Source organism: Streptomyces sp. NPDC026589 (genome assembly GCF_040638385.1).
Classification (GTDB): domain Bacteria; phylum Actinomycetota; class Actinomycetes; order Streptomycetales; family Streptomycetaceae; genus Streptomyces.
Genome location: NZ_JBEZYG010000002.1, coordinates 21,493 through 39,906, shown reverse-complemented (window position 1 = coordinate 39,906; position 18,414 = coordinate 21,493). Strand labels below are relative to the sequence as shown.

The following is an 18,414-nucleotide window of genomic DNA, read 5'->3' as shown; positions in this document are numbered from 1 at the left end:
TGAGAGCACCGTGACAGCATCCGTGGGTGACTGACCACGGGGATGACATACCTGAGCCCGGCCGCCGGTCCAGGCTCGCCGATCTGGCCGACTGGACCGTATCCGAGGCCCCGGCGAAAGCCGCACGCCCGGAGCCAGAACCCGAGGAAGCTCTGTCTTCCGCCCGGCGCGAGTTCGCGATTCTGCTCGGCGAGTTCCGGCGTGCGGCGGTCCTCGTTCCGTTCGACGCGTACGGGAGTCTGTGGACGGCGGATCAGAACGGCGTCCGCTGGATCTGTGCGTTCTCGGACGAGGAGGCCCTCGCACGATTCGCCCAAGCACAGGGCGACGGCGAGCGGGAGTGGACGTACCGCACGATTCTCGGTGCGCGCCTGCTGGATGTGATGGTGCCGATGCTCCCGGGTCCGGCGGGGGTCGCGCTGGATGCCGGAAGCATGGACGGCGTGTTGTTTCCGCCGGTCGCGGGCATCGTGCCCGACCATGTCGCGGTCGATCTGGGGGAGACGGGATGAGTGGGGAGAACGCGGATCTGAACGTGCCGCCGGCGACGTTGGCGCAGATCGCGAAGGGCATCGACCTGGCGCACACCGAATTGAAGGAACTCGGCATGACCGGGCAGGCGACGGCGGGCCGCGGCTTCTCGGATCTCGCACTCTCCGGGCTTGAGTTGGGGCACGGCGGGCTGACGTCGAAGTTCGAGACGTTCTGCAACCGTTGGGAGTGGGGAGTGCGGGCGCTGTCCCAGCGGGGCAACGGCCTCGCTGCCGGCTTGGGCCTGTCGGTGGGCTCGTTCGCGGAGCAGGAGCAGTACGTCAAGGACTCGCTCAAGATCGTGGTGAACTCCACCAACGGGAACCCCTACCTGTCCGAGGACGAGGTCAAGGGCATGAGCTGGGACTCGATCAGCAACCAGCACGCCTGGGACGACCCGGACTGGAGCGTGGACTCGTTCACCGAGGCCCACGGCGAGGTGAAGCAGCAGTGGAAGGACACCGGATACGACGTCGGGGACGCGCTGCTGGACGCTTCGGGGGCCGACGCGGCGCAGCGTGAAGGAATCGACGCATGGGCTGAGGAGCACCTCGATCCGTCACAGGAGACCGTGGCTCAGGCCGAGGAACCGCGCTGGGGGCAGGACCGCTGATGGTGGACTGGCGAGGAGGGTTCGACGGCGTCGTCGACGGGACCCTCCGGGGTCTCGACAAGGGCAAGGAACTCCTGGGCAAGGGCGTCGACGCGGCGACGGACAAGGTCGGCGCGGGGCTGGACAAGGTCGGCGCGAACGACTGGGCCGACAAGGTCGAGGACTGGGGCGACGAGACCGCGTCCTCGCTGGGCGCGGAGGTCGGGGAGAAGCAGCTGGGGCAGAGCGAGGAAGCCAACGAGCTGGTTCATGGAAGGCCGGAGAAGATCACCGCGACGGTGAAGAACCTCCGTGACTTCCAGAAGGCTTTCGATCTCGTCGGCGGCGGGATGAAGAAGCTCGATGCCGGTCAGTGGCGTGGGGAGGCGGCGGACGCCTTCCGGGCGAAGTTCTCTACGCTTCCCACCGACTGGCTGCGCGCGGCGGACGCGTTCGAGGACGCTGCGAAGGCGCTGGAGACGTACGCGTCGGCTGTCACGAGCGCCCAGAGCAAGGCACGGGCGGCGATCGCGCTCTACAAGGAGGGCACGCAGGCCTCCGAAGAGGCGGTCTCAGCGTTCAACGAGAAGGTCGACGCCTACAACGCGGCCCGCACCGGCGACGATCCCCTCCCCCACCCGGGCACCTTCTCCGACCCGGGCGTGCCCAAACGGAAGCAGGCTCAGGAGGACCTGGAGGACGCCCGCCGCATACGCAACGAAGCGGGCGGGCGGGCCGAGAGCACGGTCACCGCGGCGATGGCGCACGCGCCGAAGGAACCGAAGGGAGCGGACCGGCTCAAAAACGAGCTGTACGACTACGGGCTCTCGCAGGGCGTTGAGTTGGCGCACTTCGGCGGGGGCGTGCTCAAGGGTGTCGGCGGTCTGGTGGGCTTCCTCCGCCAGACGAACCCGATCGACCCCTACAACCTGACTCACCCCGCAGAGATGTACAAGGGCGTCAACATGACGCTCTCCGGCCTGACCAGGACAGCCGCCAACCCTGACCGGGCCCTGGAGGGCGCCTGGGATGCGCTCAAGGGCGACCCGACCGAATTCTTCGGCCGCCTGCTCCCGGAGGCAGTCGGAACGAAGGGGGCCGGAGCGCTGAAGGGCGGCCTGCGGGCGGGGCTGCGTAAGGGGGGCGGGCCCGAAGAGCCGCCGAAACCGCCGGGGCCGGCGCGGGAAGGGCACGAGAAGTCGCCCGACTCCAACGGCAAGCAGTGCGGCGAAGTCAAGTGCGCGGGCGATCCGATCGATGTGGCGACCGGGCGCATGCTCATGCCGCAGACGGACATTGCCCTCCCCGGGTCTCTCCCTCTCGTCTTCTCCCGGGTATTCGACTCCTCGTGCCGGAGTGGTCGCTGGTTCGGCACCGGCTGGTCGAGCACAGTCGACCAACGCCTTGAGATAGACGCGCAGGGTGTGGTGTTCAGCTGTGATCAAGGCAGCCTGCTGGCGTATCCGCACCCTGCGCCCGGTGTTCCCGTCATGCCCACACACGGACGGCGATGGCCTCTTGACCGGGTGGCCGACGGCTACACCATCACGAACCCGCAATCCGGCCACGTTCTGCACTTCGCCGACCAGAACCCCGATCTGGCTCTCCTGGCCCAGATCGACGACCGCAACGGCCGCTGGATCGCCTTCGAATACGACGAGGAGGGCGCCCCCACGTCCATCGTCCACCACGGCGGCTACCACCTGAAACTCACGACGGCCGAAGGACGAGTCACCGCCCTGCATTTGGCGGGCGCCGCACCGGATGGAGCCGACCAGGAAATACTGCGGTACGGCTACACGGACGGCCACCTCACGGCGGTCACCAACTCCTCCGGCCTGCCTATACGTTTCGACTGCGACGACCTGGGCCGCATCACCGCGTGGACCGACACCAACGGCAGCCGCTACGAGTACGTCTACGACGATCTCGACCGCTGCGTCTACCAGTCGGGCACGAACGGCCACCTCAAAGCCGGCTTCACCTGGGACGACACAGACCCCGAAACGGGTCTGCGCATGACGTCCATGACCGACAGTCTCGGTCACACCAAGCACTACGTGGTCAACGATCGCTCCCAGGTCGTCACCGAGATCGACGCCCTCGGGGCGGTCAACCGATTCGCGTACGACCGCTACCACCGGCTCATTGCACGTACCGATCCGTTGGGCCACGTCCACCGCTTCGAGTACGACCGGTTTGGTCGACCTATAGCCGTTGTCCGCCCAGACAGCAGGCGTTCCACCACCGAATACAACGAACTCGGCTTGCCGGTAAAGGTGACCGGCGCCGACGGAACCATCCTCCGTCAGAGTTATGACCGGCGAGGGAATCTCACATCCGTCACCGAAGGACCGTACTCCACCACACGCTTCACTTATGACGGGGCAGGCCGGCTAGTCTCGGCGACCGATGCCCTCGGCCGAACCACCGTCGTTCGCAATAATGCGGCCGGTCTGCCACTGGAGATCACCAACCCTCTCGGTGCCACGACACGGTGCAAGCGCGACCCATTCGGCCGCCCCGTAGTGGTCACTGACCCACTCGGAAGAACGAGTCATCGACAGTGGACGATCGAAGGGCAACTCGCCCTTCGGATCGGGCCTGATGAAGCCGAGGAGTCCTGGACCCACGACGGCGAAGGGAATTGCCTGTCATACACCGACGCGATGGGCAGGACCAGCCGCTACGAGTACGGCGCCTTCGATCTGCTCACAGCCAGCATCGACCCTGATGGCGTACGTAATCAGTACACGCACGACAGCAACCTTCAATTGACAGATGTGACCAACCCTCAAGGTCTGAAATGGAGTTACGAATATGACGCCGCCGGACGCCTGATCAGAGAAGTCGACTTCGACGGCAGATCTCTCACCTATGACCACGATGCTGCGGGAAGGCTAGTCTTCCGCAGAAACGGACTCGGGCAGGGAATCCACTACGAACATAATGTCATGGGGCAGGTTGTCCGCAAGAATGCAGATGGCGCTGTCACGACATTTGAGTACGACATCTTCGATGAACTTGCCCACGCCGTCGGACCCGACGCCACACTGACCCGGTTGCGCGACCGGTTCGGCCGACTCAGGTCGGAGACAGTGAACGGTCGAACTCTCAATTTCGAGCACGACAAACTGGGGCGCCGTAGCACACGCACAACTCCATCAGGATTGGTGAGCTCTTGGGAATATGACGCAATCGGGCGCCGAAGCAAGATTATCAGCTCAGGTCGCAAAGTGGAGCTCACACGTGACGTCGCCGGACAACGGACGCGGCAGCAGTTCGGCGAGACAGTAACAATCGACCAGGAATTCAACGCGCTAGGTCATGTCGTACGCCAACATGTGGTGACGTCGGAGAAGAATCTTTACAGTCGCTCCTACGCTTACAGTGCGGACGGAAATCTCAACGCAATCCATGATTGCACCGACGGTGATCAGCAGTTCGAACTCGACGTACATGGCCGCGTCACCGGGGTCAGTGGTGAGAGCTGGTCCGAGAGCTATGCCTACGACGAGGCCGGCAATCAGACGTATGCATCGTGGCCACACCGCCACCCCGGCGGTCAGGACGCCGCGGGAGAACGCACTTACAGGGGAACGCGCATAGAAAAAGCAGGCCGCGTCCGTTACGAATACGATGCCCAGAACCGCATCACGCTGCGCCGGAAGACCCGACTGTCCCGCCCGCCGGAGGTATGGCGCTACACATGGGACTCGGAAGATCGACTCACCGCCGTGACCACCCCGGACGGCACTCGCTGGCGCTACCTCTACGATCCCATCGGTCGTCGAATTTCTAAGCACCGGTTGGCAGCAGACGGCAAGACGGTCACCGAAAACATTTCCTTCACCTGGGATGGAAGCAATCTGTGCGAACAGATTACTCATGCAGAAGACTTGCCCAACCCGGTTTCCCTTACCTGGGATCACGAAGGGTTTCACCCACTCACCCAGGTGGAGCGAGTATTCTCGGCGAATAAACCGCAGGAGGTCATTGACGAACGATTCTTCGCGATCGTAACGGACCTCGTCGGGGCCCCTACAGAGGCAATTGACGAGACGGGCGATATTTCCTGGCGTGCACGCAGAACCCTCTGGGGAGCCACGGCCTGGGCCGTGGACGGCACGACCTACGTCCCCTTCCGCTTTCCGGGCCAGTACTTTGACCCAGAAACCGCTCTACATTACAACTATTTCCGCCACTACGATCCGGAAACCGCCCGCTATCTCACGAGTGATCCGCTGGGTCTGGAGCCTTCCCCTAATCCGGTCGCCTACGTCTCCAATCCGAACACCTGGACAGATCCCCTCGGATTGGGCCCCTGCCCCCCAAAAGGGGAAAGGATTAACCCGTTCACAACGAGAGGCGAGGCAGAGGAGGCTGCCTTCAAAGCGGCTGGCGTACCCTACGGAGAAACCCCTATAGCCGAGTGGACGGTCACGGGTGACAAGAATCTGAAATACTCCCCCGGCTATGTATATTCAAAGGATATGTCACACTGGGGTAGTTTTCGACAATTCGAGACACCTCAAGGATCCCGCGTGGTAGTGGAACATGTTTCCGATCCAGCCGGCCCTCATTTCCATGCAGGAAAGCCAAAAATCGACGACAGCCGAAGCCTGGTCAACTTCGGCTGGGACAACGCGAGGGTTCAACGCGGGGACGGATCTTTCGGCTACCCTGAGAACATGGAGCGGTATGGGAAAATAAATAAGCCTGGCGGAGATCATCACTTCTTCTACGAAGAAGGCTAAACAGTACGACCTATCATAGGACGGAGTAATCAAAGTGCCCGATATCGAAGAACAGAAAATTAAAAGAACGCTGCAGGGCTGCGGATTGGAAATCACGGACACTGAGGCCCCGACTGCGGCACCGTCTGTGACGAAGGCTATTCAAATGGTCGCGGGCATAGGTATTGAGCCAACCGTATCCATCGATGCAGCAGGCCAAGATTCTCTGGAGGAGCTCGATCGGCAGTGGCACGAAAAGACACGGTCAGCACTCACCGAACCAGGTTCCGGCGAGTTCTTCATTGTGCCGCCGGGGAGTGGGGGGTCTACCGTCGGATGGGTATCGGTCAAGGACATCGCACCCCCTGGCCTGCCGTCGCGCATTGCTGCGGCGACCGGAACTCCCGAGTTTGTGGCGTTGTCCGCAGATGGGACGCACCTGTGTGCGGTAACGGAGGAAGAGGATACGTACTGGATCATTGTGCGTTCGCTCGACTGAGCCGGCCCGGCCGCCCCTCACTCCTCCGGCGGAAAAACCACCTCCCCCGACCCCGCCAGCGTCAGCGTGATCGCCTCCACCGGGCAGCCCTCCGCCGCCGCGAGGACCTCCTCGCCCGCGTCCCGGTCCTCGGCGGTCGGGTGGGACTGGCGGGCCGAGTCCAGGTGGAAGGCGTCCGGGGCGTGGTTGACGCACATGCCGGAGCCGATGCAGACCGACCGGTCGACCTCCACGTGCCAGCGGTCGCCCATCACGCCTCCCGGTAGCCGGCGGGCAGGTGGATCATCTTGTGCTCGAAGAACTCGCCGTAGCCCTCGGGGCCGAACTCGCGGCCCAGGCCGGAGTTCTTGTAGCCGCCGAAGGGGCCGAGCATGTCGAGGCTGAAGGTGTTCACGCTGTACGTGCCCGTGCGGACCCGGCGGGCCACGTCGATGCCGCGTTCCGTGTCGGCTGTCCAGACACTGCCGCTGAGGCCGTACGGGGAGTCGTCGGCGATGCGGACGGCCTCGGCCTCGTCCTCGTACGGGATCAGGCAGATCACCGGGCCGAAGATCTCCTCGCGGGCGATGCGCATGGAGTTGTCCACCGAGCCGAAGAGGGTGGGCTCGACGTACCAGCCTCGCTCCTGGGTAGGGGGGCGGTTGCCGCCGGTGAGGATCTTGGCGCCTTCCTCCTGGCCCAACCGGATGTAGTCGAGGGAGCGTTGTTGCTGGCGTCGGGCCACCAGCGGGCCCAGTTCGGTCGTGGGGTCGAGGGGGTCGCCCACGCGCAGGGCTCCGGCCGCCGCCGCGAAGGCTTCCGCCATCTCGTCGTAGCGGGAGTTCGGGACCAGGATGCGCGTCTGCGCCACGCACGCCTGGCCGTTGATCATCCAGGCGAAGGGGACGATGCCCGCCACCGCCGCCTCCAGGTCTGCGTCGGGGAGGACGATCGCCGCCGATTTGCCGCCGAGCTCCAGGGTGACGCGGGTCAGGTTGCGGGAGGCCACCTCCATCACGCGGCGGCCGGCCGCCACCGAGCCGGTGAAGGAGACCTTGTCCACGTCCCGGTGGCCCACCAGGTATTCGCTGACCTCACGGTCGGCCGGGAGGATGGAGAGGACCCCGGGCGGCAGACCCGCCTCCGCCGCTATCTCCGCCAGGAGGTAGGCGTCCAGGGGGGTTTCCGGTGAGACCTTCAGGACCGCCGTGCAGCCCGCCAGCAAGGCCGGGGCCAGCTTGGCGGCGGCCGTGAACTGCGGGACGTTCCACGGGACGACCGCGGCGACCACGCCGACCGGTTCGCGGCGGACCAGGAGGGGGCCGAGGACGCCGTCGCGGCGTTCCTCGTACGGGAAGTCGCGCGCCACCGTGATCGCCGAGTCCCAGACCATCATCGCGGCCAGCGCCTGCACCATGACGCTCGAACTGTACGGGGTGCCGTTCTGGGCGCTGATCAGGCGCGCGAACTCCTCGTGGCGTACGGCGAAGGCGTCCTTGATCCGGGTGATCACCGCGATCCGCTCGTCCAGGCCCATCCTCGGCCAGGGGCCCTCGTCGAAGGCGCGGCGGGCGGCGGCGACCGCCCGGTCCACATCGCCCTCGGAGGCGTGCGGCACGCGGCCGATGACCTGTTCGGTGTGCGGGGAGATCACCTCGATGACCTCGGTGCCGAGCGGATCGGTGAACTCCCCGCCGATGAACAGGTGTCCGTGTTCCACAAGCTCCGTAAGTTCCGTCATGGCTGTTGCCTCCCGCGAACCCGTGCACCCGTAACCGTGACCGTGACTGACTGTTCGTCAGAACTGATATCAGTTCTCGTTCGAGGAGTCCACGGCGCGGACCGCATCCAGGGGCGAATATTTGGGAAACCTGGGATACCACTGGAACAAGTTCTCGTTACAGTGGAGGCCGGTACGGAGATGGGGAGCCCATGACGCAGGTGACGCAGGCGACGCAGGTGACCGACCACGGCGGGGGCGTCCACAGCATCAAGGTCCCCATCCCCGACAACCCGCTGGGCCACACCCTGGTCCACCTCGTCGACACCGACCGGGGGCCGGTCCTCATCGACACCGGCTGGGACGATCCGGCCTCCTGGGAGACCCTGGTCTCCGGGCTGACCGCCCTCGGCACCGCCGTCGCCGACATCCACGGCGTCGTCATCACCCACCACCATCCCGACCACCACGGTCTCTCCGGCCGGGTCCGCGAGGCGTCCGGGGCCTGGATCGCGATGCACGAGGCCGACACGGCGATCGTCCGGCGCACCCGGGAATCCGAGCCCGGCACCTGGCTCGACTACCTCACCCGCAAGCTCGCCGCAGTCGGCGCGCCGGACGAACACCTCGCCCCGTTGCGCGCCGCCCGTAGCGGAGGGCGGCTGGGGACCCTGCCGGGTCTGCGCGCCGCCCTGCCCGACCGGGAGATCGTGCCCGGCGAACTGCTCGACCTCGCCGGGCGGCGGCTGCGGGCCGTCTGGACCCCCGGACACACCCCGGGGCACGTCTGCCTCCATCTGGAGGAGCGGCATCCGGCGGACCTGGCGGGGCACGGGCGGCTGTTCTCCGGGGACCATCTGCTGCCCGGGATCAGTCCGCACATCGGGCTGTACGAGGACCCCGACGACACGACGGTCACCGATCCCCTCGGCGACTACCTCGCCTCGCTGGAGCGGATCGGCCGCCTCGGGGTCGCCGAGGTGCTGCCCGCGCACCAGTACGCGTTCACCGACGCGGAGGGGCGGGTGCGGGAGCTGCTGGACCACCACGAGGAGCGGCTGACCGGGCTCCTCGCGCTGCTCGCCACGCCCCTCACTCCGTGGCAGCTCGCGGAGCGGATGGAGTGGAACCGGCCCTGGGAGCAGATCCCGCACGGCTCGCGGTCCATCGCCGTCTCCGAGGCCGAGTCCCATCTGCGGCGGCTCGTGAAGCTCGGCCGCGCGGAGGCCGTGCCGGGCGGGCCCCCGGTGACGTACATCGCCGTCTGACATCGCCGTCTGCCGTCCCCGTCTGACGTCGCCGTCTGATCACCGCCGTCGCCCACGCCCCTGGTGACGTACACCGCCGTCCGATCACCGTCGTGGCGCGCGCCCCCGGCCACGCCCCCGTCCCCCGGCCGCGGACCGGTAGAGTGGGCAGGTCGTCATCATGCCCGTACAGGGGGAAGCCGGTGGGAATCCGGCGCAGTGCCCCAGCCGTGACCCGTCCGCCCGACGGCAGCCGGACCGCCCGCCGCGGAGCGTGACCGGCTCGGGCCACCGGAACCCCGGTGGCCGGCACCGTCGAGGCATACGGGGCCGGAGCCCGGGGATCTCGTGAGCCCGGGGAGTCCGGCCCTCGCAGGAGAGGCCCAGCCAGCCATGACCGTACGCCGCAGCGCAGCCGCGCTCGCGACCACCGCCGTGCTCCTGGGCGCGGCCGCACCTGTAGCGGTCGCCGCGCCGAGTCCTTCTCCGTCCGCGGAGCTGCCGGCCGGGCTCTACGGCACCACGGACCCCACGTACGACGGGGTGTGGCGGCAGTCGCTGGCCTTCCTCGCGCAGAAGATCGAGTACGTCACGCCGTCCACCGCCGCCGTCGACTGGCTGGTGGGCCAGCAGTGCGACAGCGGCGCGTTCACCTCGTACCGCGACGCCTCCAAGCCCTGTGACGCCTCCACGGTGATGGACACCAATGCCACCGCCGTCGCCGTGCAGGCCCTCGTCGAGATCAACCAGCGCCGCGACGACGCCAACAACGGGGCCGACTGGCTGAAGTCCGTACAGAACGAGGACGGCGGCTGGGGCTACAACCCCGGCAGCCCGAGCGACGCGAACTCCACGTCCATCGTGATCGGCGCGCTCGCCCGGACCGGTGTCCCGGTCAACGAGCTCACCACCGCCGACGGCAGCACCCCGTACACCGCGCTCCAGTCGCTGGCCATCCCCTGCGGGGACGAGGACGGCGGCGCGTTCGCGTACCAGCCGGGCAAGAAGGGCGAGCTGACCGCCAACCTGGACGCCACCGCGGCCTCGGTGCTCGGCCTGATGGGCAAGGGCATCGCCTCCGGCACGTCCAACGCGGTCAAGGACCCCTCCTGCACGAAGGGCGACGACCTCAGCCCGGAGCAGACCGCCCAGAACGGCTCCTTCTTCCTCGCGGACGCCTTGAAGAAGTCGCCGTACCTGGAGCAGGCCCCGATGCCGGGCGCCGAGAACACCGAGCCGCAGCCCGACTACGGCAACACCGCGGACGCGGTCGTCGCGCTCGCCGCCTCCGGGCACACGGACAGGGCCGAGGCCTCCGTCGCCTGGCTCCAGAAGAACGCCACCGACTGGGCGAAGCAGAGCGGCCCGGCCGCCACCGCACAGCTGATCCTCGCGGCGCACGCCACCGGCGCGGACGCCCGCAGCTTCGGCGGCGTCAACCTCGTCAAGCAGCTCAACACGATGGGCCCCGCCCCGGCCGCCACCGCCCTCCCCTCGCCCACGCCGACCGGCCCGCAGCCCTCCAGCGGCACCGACAGCGACGACAGCGGGCTGAGTCTGGGGTGGCTGATCGGCTTCGGTCTCGTCGCCGGGGCGGGCATCGGCTTCGTGCTGAGCATGCGTCGGAAGAAGCAGCAGCCGTGAGCCGTACGACGGTCCCGGCGCGACCGCGGAACGCCGCCGTCGCCCGGCTTCGGAACCCCGCCGCCGTACGGCTTCGGAACCCCGCCGCCGTACGGCTGAGGAATCCCGCCGTCGCCCGGCTGCGGAATCCTCTCGTCGCCCTGCTGGCCGCCCTGGTCGCCGCCTCGGCCGTCCTCCTCGGCGCGGGCAGCGCCGAGGCCTCCGGTTACCGCTACTGGTCCTTCTGGGAGGGCAACGGCAAGAACTGGGAGTACGCCACCCAGGGGCCGTCGCTGCTGCGCCCGGACGACGGCGCGGTCCAGGGCTTCCGGTTCGCCGTGAGCGAGGACTCGGGCGATGCCGCACAGCCGCGCCGCGCCCCCGACTTCGGGACGATCTGCGCGGGCACGCCGGCGAAGGACGGGCAGAAGCGGGTGGCGCTGGTGATCGACCCCGGTACGGCGGCGGACGCCCCTGACGGGGAGAAGCCGCCCGCCCCGCGCACCGCGTGCGCGCAGGTCGCACCCGACGCCAGCAGCGCGGAGGCGCTCGCCGCGGTGGCGAAGCCGCTGCGGTACGACAGCAGCGCCATGCTCTGCGCGATCTCGGGTTACCCCAAGGCCGGCTGCGGCGAACAGGTGTCCGGCGAGGACGGCAGCGCGAAGCCGTCCGCCCCCGCGGAGACGGGCGAGACGTCGAAGCCCGCCGACGACTCGGACGACGGGTCATCCGATGGCGCCGGCGGTCCGTCCGTCGGGCTCCTCGTCGGCATCGCCGCCGTCCTGCTGCTGGGCGTCGCCGCCGTGGTCCAGGCCCGCCGCCGCCGGTGACCGCCTCCCCCGCCCCGGCTCCGGCCCGGCTGCTGCGCCGCGCCCTGCACGCCCCCGAGGCGGACCGCGGCAACGCGCTGCCCGCCGGGGCGTGGTGGCTGTGGGCGCTGGGTCTGGCCACCGCCGCGTCCCGGACGACGAACCCGCTGCTCCTCGGGCTGCTGGTCGGGGTGGCGGGCTATGTGGTGGCGGCGCGGCGGACGGATGCGCCGTGGGCCCGTTCGTACGGCGCGTTCGTCAAGCTCGGGCTGTTCGTCGTAGCGGTGCGGCTGCTGTTCTCCGTCCTCCTCGGATCGTCGATCCCCGGCTCCCACACGATGTTCGTCCTCCCCGAACTGCCGCTGCCCGACTGGGCGCGGGGCGTGCGGATCGGTGGCCGGGTCACCGCCGAACAGCTGGTCTTCTCGCTGTACCAGGGGATGAAACTGGCCGCGCTGCTGATCTGCGTCGGCGCGGCGAACGCGCTGGCCAACCCGGCGCGGCTGCTGAAGTCGCTGCCGGGTGCGCTGTACGAGGCGGGGGTCGCCGTCGTGGTCGCGATGACGTTCGCGCCCAACATGGTGGCCGACGTGGTCCGGCTGCGCACCGCGCGCCGGCTGCGGGGCCGGCCGACCGGCGGTGTGCGGGCCGTGGCGCAGATCGGGCTGCCGGTGCTGGAGGGGGCGCTGGAGCGGTCGGTGGCGGTGGCCGCGTCGATGGACGCGCGCGGGTACGGGCGTACGGCGCAGGTCCCGGCCGCCGTCCGGCACACCACCAACGTCCTCACCCTGGGCGGGCTGCTCGGTGTGTGCGCCGGCACGTACGGGCTGCTGGCCGCGCAGGGGGCGGTGTACGGGCTGCCGTTGCTGCTGGCCGGTCTGGTCACGGCGATGGCCGGGCTGCGGCTCGGCGGGCGGCGCTCGGTGCGCACCCGGTACCGGCCCGACCGGTGGGGCGTTCGGGCCTGGCTGGTGGCGTGCTCGGGTGCGGTGGTCGCGGCGGCGATGATCTGGGCGGGCGCGGTGAATCCGGACGCGATGCGCCCCGGTGTCGTACCGCTGGTCGCGCCGGTGCTGCCGCTGTGGCCCGCCGCGGCGGTGCTGATCGGGCTGCTGCCCGCCCTGGTCGCCCCCCTGCCGCCGTCCGCGCACGGGCCCGGAAAACCGTCCGCGCAGGGGACCGGGAAGCCGTCCGCGCACGGAGCCGGGAAGCCGTCCACGCACGGGACCGGTAAACAGGCTCGTCCCAGCAAGGAGCAGGCGTGATCAGGTTCGAGCGGGTCTCCGTGCGGTACGAGGGCACGGAGCGCCCCACGCTGTCCGACGTCGATCTCACGGTCCCCGAGGGTGAACTCGTCCTGCTCGTCGGCCCCTCCGGTGTCGGCAAGTCGACTCTGCTGGGTACGGTCTCCGGGCTCGTCCCGCACTTCACGGGCGGGCTGCTCTCGGGCCGGGTCACGGTGGGCGGCCGCGACACCCGTACGCACAAGCCCCGCGAACTGGCCGATCTGGTCGGCACGGTGGGCCAGGACCCGCTCGCGCACTTCGTCACGGACACCGTCGAGGACGAGCTGGCGTACGGCATGGAGTCGCTGGGTCTCGCCCCCGACGTGATGCGCCGCCGGGTCGAGGAGACGCTCGATCTGCTGGGCCTGGCCGAGCTGCGCGACCGGCCGATCGCGACCCTGTCGGGCGGCCAGCAGCAGCGGGTGGCGATCGGTTCGGTGCTCACCCCGCACCCGAGGGTGCTGGTGCTGGACGAGCCGACCTCCGCGCTGGACCCGGCGGCGGCCGAGGAGGTCCTCGCGGTGCTCCAGCGGCTGGTGCACGACCTGGGCACGACCGTTCTGATGGCCGAGCACCGGCTGGAGCGCGTGGTGCAGTACGCGGACCAGGTCGTCCTGCTGCCCGCCCCGGGCGCCGCCCCCGTGATGGGGCCGCCCGCCGAGATCATGAAGGTGTCGCCGGTACGGCCCCCGGTGGCCGAGCTGGGACTGCTCGCGGGCTGGGACCCGCTGCCGCTGTCGGTACGGGACGCCCGGCGCGGGGCGGGCGGGCTGCGGGAGCGGCTGGCGGAGGCTGATCCCCCCGGCGAGGAGCCGCCCGTACCCCCGGAGGTACCGGGGATGCCGGAGGCGCCGTCCGGTCGGCCCGTCGCGCCCCCGCCCGTGGCGCACGCCCCCCGGCCCGGCCGGTTCGCCCGGCTCCTGGGGCGCGGGGCCGGCGCCCCGGCTGCCCCGGTCGCCGATCCGGTCACCCGGGTCGACGGGCTCGGGGTGCGGCGCGGCCGGGTCGAGGCGCTGCGGCGGGTGACGCTCACCGTGGCCCCGGGCGAGACGGTGGCCCTGATGGGCCGCAACGGGGCCGGCAAGTCCACGCTGCTCGGCGCGCTCGTCGGCATGATCGAGCCCACCGCGGGCACCGTGCGCGTCGGCGGCCTGGCCCCGGCCCGGACGGACCCCCGGGCGATGGTGCGCCGGGTCGGTCTCGTACCGCAGGAGCCGCGCGATCTGCTGTACGCGGACACGGTGGCCGCCGAGTGCGCCGCCGCCGACCGGGACGCGGGCGCGGCGGAGGGTTCCTGTCGGGCGCTGGTGTCGGAGCTGCTGCCGGGCGTCGGGGACGACATCCACCCCCGGGACCTCTCCGAGGGCCAGCGGCTCGCCCTGGCCCTGGCGCTGGTGCTGACGGGCCGCCCGCCGCTGTTGCTGCTGGACGAGCCGACCCGCGGTCTGGACTACGCGGCGAAGGCCCGGCTCGTCGGCGTGCTGCGCGGTCTGGCGGCCGAGGGGCACGCGATCGTCCTGGCGACGCACGACGTGGAACTGGCGGCGGAGCTGGCGCACCGGGTGGTGATCCTCGCCGAAGGGGAGGTCGTCGCGGACGGTCCGACCGGACAGGTGGTGGTCTCCTCCCCCGCGTTCGCCCCGCAGACGGCGAAGATCCTGGCCCCGCAGGAGTGGCTGACCGTGTCCCAGGTGCGCGGCGCGCTGGCGGCGGGCGTATGAGCGAGAAGGAGGCCGTCGTCCGGGAACAGGCGGCCCGGCCGGTGCGGCTCGGGCCGAAGTCGGTCGCCGTGCTGCTGCTCACCAGCGCCGTCGGCGTCGTCGCCTTCGGGTGGCCGCTGCTGGCGGACACCGGGTCCGGGCTGGCGCACGCGCAGGACGCGCCCTGGCTGTTCGCGGCGCTGCTGCCGCTGCTCGTCGCGGTGGTGGTGGCGACGATCTCCGAGTCCGGCATGGACGCGAAGGCCGTCGCGATGCTCGGGGTGCTGGCGGCGGTCGGGGCGGCGCTGCGCCCGCTCGGCGCCGGGACGGCGGGCCTGGAGCCGATGTTCTTCCTGATGGTGCTGAGCGGACGGGTGCTGGGCCCGGGGTTCGGTTTCGTCCTCGGTTCGGTGACTATGTTCGCCTCGGCGCTGCTGACGGGCGGGGTCGGGCCCTGGATGCCGTTCCAGATGCTGTCGATGGGCTGGTTCACCATGGGCGCGGGCCTGCTGCCGGGGGCCGACCGGCTGCGCGGGCGGGCCGAGCCGGCGATGCTCGCGGTGTACGGCTGCGTGGCGGCGTTCGCGTACGGCGTGGTGATGAACCTCCAGGGCTGGCCGCTCATCACGGGGATCGGTTCGGGGATCTCGTTCGACGGGGACGACCCGCTGCACGAGAACCTGGTGCGTTTCCTCGCGTACTACCTCACGACCTCGCTGGGCTGGGACCTGGGGCGGGCGGTGCTGACCGTGGTGTTGACGGTCACGCTCGGACCGACGCTGCTGAGGGCGCTGCGCCGGGCCACCCGCCGCGCCGCGTTCGACGCGCGGGCCGTGTTCGGGGAGCCGGAGGAGCCCGAGAGGCAGCCTGGGAAGCAGCAGTCCGGGAAGCAGCCCGAGGGGACGGCCCCCGGCTCACCGTGAAGTGCCGTCACGGGGTCACAGCCGCTGGATGATCGTGCCCGTCGCCAGGGCCCCTCCCGCGCACATCGTGATGAGCGCGAACTCCTTGTCGCGGCGTTCCAGCTCGTGCAGGGCCGTGGTGATCAGCCGGGCGCCCGTCGCGCCGACCGGGTGACCCAGCGCGATCGCGCCGCCGTTGACGTTGACCTTCTCCAGGCCGTCGAGGTCCGCCTCGAACTCCTGCGCCCAGCTCAGCACCACCGACGCGAACGCCTCGTTGATCTCGACGAGGTCGATGTCCCGCAGCGTCATGCCCGCCTTGCCGAGCACCGCCCGGGTCGCGTCGATCGGGCCGTCCAGATGGAAGTGCGGGTCGGAGCCGACGAGGGCCTGGGCCACGATCCGGGCCCGGGGCTTGAGCTTCAGGGCTCGGGCCATGCGCTTGGAGGACCACATGATCGCGCAGGCCCCGTCCGATATCTGCGAGGAGTTCCCGGCGGTGTGGATCGCGCTCGGCATGACGGCCTTGAGCCCCGCGAGCGCCTCCATCGAGGTGTCGCGCAGACCCTCGTCCCGGTCGACGAGCCGCCACATGCCCTGACCGGCCGCCTGCTCCTCCTCGGTGGTCGGGACCTGGACGGCGTACGTCTCGCGCTTGAAGCGCTCCTCCGCCCAGGCGGCGGCCGCCCGCTGCTGGGAGAGCAGCCCGAGCGCGTCGACCCGCTCCCGGGTCAGGCCGCGTTTGCGGGCGATGCGTTCGGCCGCCTCGAACTGGTTGGGCAGGTCGACGTTCCACTCGTCGGGCCAGGGCTTTCCCGGGCCGTGCTTGGAACCGCTGCCCAGCGGCACCCGGGACATCGCCTCGACGCCGCAGCTGATGCCCACGTCGATGACCCCGGCGGCCACCATGTTGGCGACCATGTGGGAGGCCTGCTGCGAGGAGCCGCACTGGCAGTCGACGGTGGTGGCGGCGGTCTCGTACGGGAGCCCCACGGTCAGCCAGGCGTTGCGGGCCGGGTTCATGGACTGCTCACCGGCGTGGGTGACGGTGCCGCCGACGATCTGTTCGACGCAGTCGGCCTGGATGCCGGTGCGCCCCAGAAGTTCACGGTAGGTCTCGCCCAGCAGATAGGCGGGGTGCAGATTGGCGAGTGCGCCTCCGCGCCTGCCGATGGGAGTGCGTACGGCTTCGACGATGACGGGTTCCGCGGCCATGAGCTCGTCCTCTCCTCGCGCTTCCGCAGGGGGCGTCCCGGCGCCCACGGAAGGAACTAGTACGCGTTCTAGTTCTGCTAGCAGTCTCGTGACGGCGACCCGGCTGCGCAAGAGGCGTGCACGCACCGCACGCGCGCCCCTCCGGCAGTGCGGCGCCCCGCACCGACACCCGGGGCAAGAGATCCGGCCACGACTCTTGCCACTTGTAGAACTCGTTACTACCTTGCGGGCAACTTCTGATGGAGCGTCAGACAGTCGCGACCGCCGGCCGGTCCGCCGACTGATCCGGAGTGGAGAGGTGCCCATGCGCTGCCCCCATCTGCCCGACGGGTTCGACTTCACCGACCCCGACCTCCTCCAAGCCCGCGTGCCACACCCGGAGTTCGCGATGATGCGGGAGACCGCGCCGGTCTGGTGGTGCACCCAGCCCCGCAACATCTCCGGGTTCGGCGACGAGGGCTACTGGGCCGTCACCCGTCACGCGGACGTCAAGTACGTCTCCACGCACCCCGAGTTGTTCTCCTCGAACACCAACACCGCCGTCATCCGCTTCAACGAGACGATCAGCCGCGACCAGATCGACGTCCAGAAGCTGATCATGCTGAACATGGATCCGCCGGAGCACACCCGGGTCCGCCAGATCGTCCAGCGCGGCTTCACCCCGCGCGCGGTGCGCTCCCTGGAGACCGCCCTGCGCTCCAGGGCCCGCTCCATCGTCGAGACCGCCCTGGCCTCCGCCGACGCCGACGGCTCCTTCGACTTCGTGACCAACATCGCGGTGGAGCTCCCGCTCCAGGCCATCGCCGAGCTCATCGGCGTACCGCAGGAGGACCGTTCGAAGATCTTCGACTGGTCCAACAAGATGGCCGCGTACGACGATCCGGAGTACGCGATCACCGAGGAGGTCGGCGCCGAGGCGGCGATGGAGATCGTGGCGTACTCGATGAACCTGGCGGCTGCCCGCAAGGAGTGCCCGGCCCAGGACATCGTGAGCCGGCTCGTCGCGGCGGAGGGGCAGGGGAACCTGTCCTCGGACGAGTTCGGGTTCTTCGTGATCCTGCTCGCGGTGGCCGGGAACGAGACGACCCGCAACGCGATCAGTCACGGCATGCACGCCTTCCTCACCCACCCCGAACAGTGGGAGCTCTACAAGCGGGAGCGCCCGAAGACCACGGCCGAGGAGATCGTGCGCTGGGCGACCCCGGTCGTCTCCTTCCAGCGGACCGCCACCGAGGACCTGGAGCTGGGCGGTCAGCGGATCAGGAAGGGCGAGCGGGTGGGGCTGTTCTACTCCTCGGCCAACAACGACCCCGAGGTGTTCGACGGACCGGAGGCCTTCGACATCACCCGCGACCCCAACCCGCACCTCGGGTTCGGGGGCGGCGGCCCGCACTTCTGTCTGGGCAAGTCGCTGGCCGTGATGGAGATCGACCTGATCTTCAACGCCATCGCCGACGTACTGCCCGACCTCCGGCTCCTGGAGGACCCGCGGCGGCTGCGTTCGGCCTGGCTCAACGGGATCAAGCAGCTCCAGGTGACGACGGTCGCGGCCACCTGACACCGGCCGCGCGGCGC

Annotated in this window: 14 protein-coding genes; 11 read left to right on the top strand and 3 right to left on the bottom strand. The window is 69.6% G+C overall.

Annotated elements, in window-relative coordinates:
• Positions 1 to 26: 26 nt before the first annotated feature.
• From AB0F29_RS03190 to AB0F29_RS03175, 4 genes are read left to right on the top strand one after another with little or no spacing between them, the layout of a single operon-like run.
• The gene (locus AB0F29_RS03190) at positions 27 to 512 is read left to right on the top strand and encodes an SseB family protein (protein WP_361867073.1); all 486 of its coding nucleotides are present in this window, start codon (positions 27 to 29) and stop codon (positions 510 to 512) included.
• Complete coding sequence (locus tag AB0F29_RS03185; RefSeq protein ID WP_361867071.1) at positions 509 to 1,144, top strand: hypothetical protein; 636 nt, start codon at positions 509 to 511, stop codon at positions 1,142 to 1,144. Before AB0F29_RS03190 ends, AB0F29_RS03185 begins: the two co-directional genes overlap by 4 nt.
• Positions 1,144 to 5,880 (top strand): putative T7SS-secreted protein, encoded by a 4,737-nt coding sequence (locus AB0F29_RS03180; RefSeq protein ID WP_361867069.1) that lies wholly within the window; start codon positions 1,144 to 1,146, stop codon positions 5,878 to 5,880. The genes AB0F29_RS03185 and AB0F29_RS03180 overlap by 1 nt, the downstream gene beginning before the upstream one ends.
• 34 nt (positions 5,881 to 5,914) lie before the next feature.
• Complete coding sequence (locus AB0F29_RS03175; protein ID WP_361867068.1) at positions 5,915 to 6,358, top strand: hypothetical protein; 444 nt, start codon at positions 5,915 to 5,917, stop codon at positions 6,356 to 6,358.
• 17 nt (positions 6,359 to 6,375) lie between these two features.
• Here AB0F29_RS03175 and AB0F29_RS03170 read toward each other — a convergent pair whose 3' ends face one another.
• Positions 6,376 to 6,609 (bottom strand): ferredoxin, encoded by a 234-nt coding sequence (locus tag AB0F29_RS03170; protein WP_361867066.1) that lies wholly within the window; start codon positions 6,607 to 6,609, stop codon positions 6,376 to 6,378.
• The gene (locus tag AB0F29_RS03165) at positions 6,609 to 8,078 is read right to left on the bottom strand and encodes an aldehyde dehydrogenase (RefSeq protein WP_361867064.1); all 1,470 of its coding nucleotides are present in this window, start codon (positions 8,076 to 8,078) and stop codon (positions 6,609 to 6,611) included. Before AB0F29_RS03165 ends, AB0F29_RS03170 begins: the two co-directional genes overlap by 1 nt.
• A 191-nt stretch (positions 8,079 to 8,269) precedes the next feature.
• On the opposite strand from AB0F29_RS03165, the gene AB0F29_RS03160 reads away from it, so the two are divergent.
• From AB0F29_RS03160 to AB0F29_RS03135, 6 genes are all read left to right on the top strand, one after another.
• Positions 8,270 to 9,325, top strand: a complete 1,056-nt coding sequence (locus AB0F29_RS03160; protein WP_361867062.1) for an MBL fold metallo-hydrolase — start codon at positions 8,270 to 8,272, stop codon at positions 9,323 to 9,325.
• A 372-nt stretch (positions 9,326 to 9,697) separates the two neighbouring features.
• The gene (locus AB0F29_RS03155) at positions 9,698 to 10,948 is read left to right on the top strand and encodes a prenyltransferase/squalene oxidase repeat-containing protein (protein ID WP_361867061.1); all 1,251 of its coding nucleotides are present in this window, start codon (positions 9,698 to 9,700) and stop codon (positions 10,946 to 10,948) included.
• 95 nt (positions 10,949 to 11,043) lie between these two features.
• The gene (locus AB0F29_RS03150) at positions 11,044 to 11,757 is read left to right on the top strand and encodes an SCO2322 family protein (protein ID WP_361867754.1); all 714 of its coding nucleotides are present in this window, start codon (positions 11,044 to 11,046) and stop codon (positions 11,755 to 11,757) included.
• On the top strand, positions 11,754 to 13,001 hold the full coding sequence (locus AB0F29_RS03145) for an energy-coupling factor transporter transmembrane component T (RefSeq protein ID WP_361867059.1): 1,248 nt from the start codon (positions 11,754 to 11,756) through the stop codon (positions 12,999 to 13,001). The genes AB0F29_RS03150 and AB0F29_RS03145 overlap by 4 nt, the downstream gene beginning before the upstream one ends.
• On the top strand, positions 12,998 to 14,743 hold the full coding sequence (locus AB0F29_RS03140; protein ID WP_361867058.1) for an ATP-binding cassette domain-containing protein: 1,746 nt from the start codon (positions 12,998 to 13,000) through the stop codon (positions 14,741 to 14,743). Before AB0F29_RS03145 ends, AB0F29_RS03140 begins: the two co-directional genes overlap by 4 nt.
• Entirely contained in the window at positions 14,740 to 15,645 is a 906-nt protein-coding gene (locus AB0F29_RS03135; protein WP_361867056.1) for an ECF transporter S component, read from the top strand. The genes AB0F29_RS03140 and AB0F29_RS03135 overlap by 4 nt, the downstream gene beginning before the upstream one ends.
• Positions 15,646 to 15,660: 15 nt before the next feature.
• Here the strand turns inward: AB0F29_RS03135 and AB0F29_RS03130 are convergent, their stop codons facing one another.
• The gene (locus AB0F29_RS03130; RefSeq protein WP_007459261.1) at positions 15,661 to 16,839 is read right to left on the bottom strand and encodes a steroid 3-ketoacyl-CoA thiolase; all 1,179 of its coding nucleotides are present in this window, start codon (positions 16,837 to 16,839) and stop codon (positions 15,661 to 15,663) included.
• A 304-nt stretch (positions 16,840 to 17,143) separates the two neighbouring features.
• Here AB0F29_RS03130 and AB0F29_RS03125 point away from each other — a divergent pair, with 304 nt between their 5' ends.
• Positions 17,144 to 18,397 (top strand): cytochrome P450, encoded by a 1,254-nt coding sequence (locus tag AB0F29_RS03125; RefSeq protein ID WP_361867055.1) that lies wholly within the window; start codon positions 17,144 to 17,146, stop codon positions 18,395 to 18,397.
• Positions 18,398 to 18,414: the final 17 nt, after the last annotated feature.

Excerpts from the sequence above, each read along its gene's own strand:
- AB0F29_RS03185 (WP_361867071.1), top strand. The coding sequence starts at position 509 with ATGAGTGGGGAGAACGCGGATCTGAACGTGCCGCCGGCGACGTTGGCG.
- AB0F29_RS03180 (WP_361867069.1), top strand. The coding sequence starts at position 1,144 with ATGGTGGACTGGCGAGGAGGGTTCGACGGCGTCGTCGACGGGACCCTC.
- AB0F29_RS03170 (WP_361867066.1), bottom strand. The coding sequence starts at position 6,609 with ATGGGCGACCGCTGGCACGTGGAGGTCGACCGGTCGGTCTGCATCGGC.
- AB0F29_RS03165 (WP_361867064.1), bottom strand. The coding sequence starts at position 8,078 with ATGACGGAACTTACGGAGCTTGTGGAACACGGACACCTGTTCATCGGC.
- AB0F29_RS03160 (WP_361867062.1), top strand. The coding sequence starts at position 8,270 with ATGACGCAGGTGACGCAGGCGACGCAGGTGACCGACCACGGCGGGGGC.
- AB0F29_RS03155 (WP_361867061.1), top strand. The coding sequence starts at position 9,698 with ATGACCGTACGCCGCAGCGCAGCCGCGCTCGCGACCACCGCCGTGCTC.
- AB0F29_RS03135 (WP_361867056.1), top strand. The coding sequence starts at position 14,740 with ATGAGCGAGAAGGAGGCCGTCGTCCGGGAACAGGCGGCCCGGCCGGTG.
- AB0F29_RS03130 (WP_007459261.1), bottom strand. The coding sequence starts at position 16,839 with ATGGCCGCGGAACCCGTCATCGTCGAAGCCGTACGCACTCCCATCGGC.
- AB0F29_RS03125 (WP_361867055.1), top strand. The coding sequence starts at position 17,144 with ATGCGCTGCCCCCATCTGCCCGACGGGTTCGACTTCACCGACCCCGAC.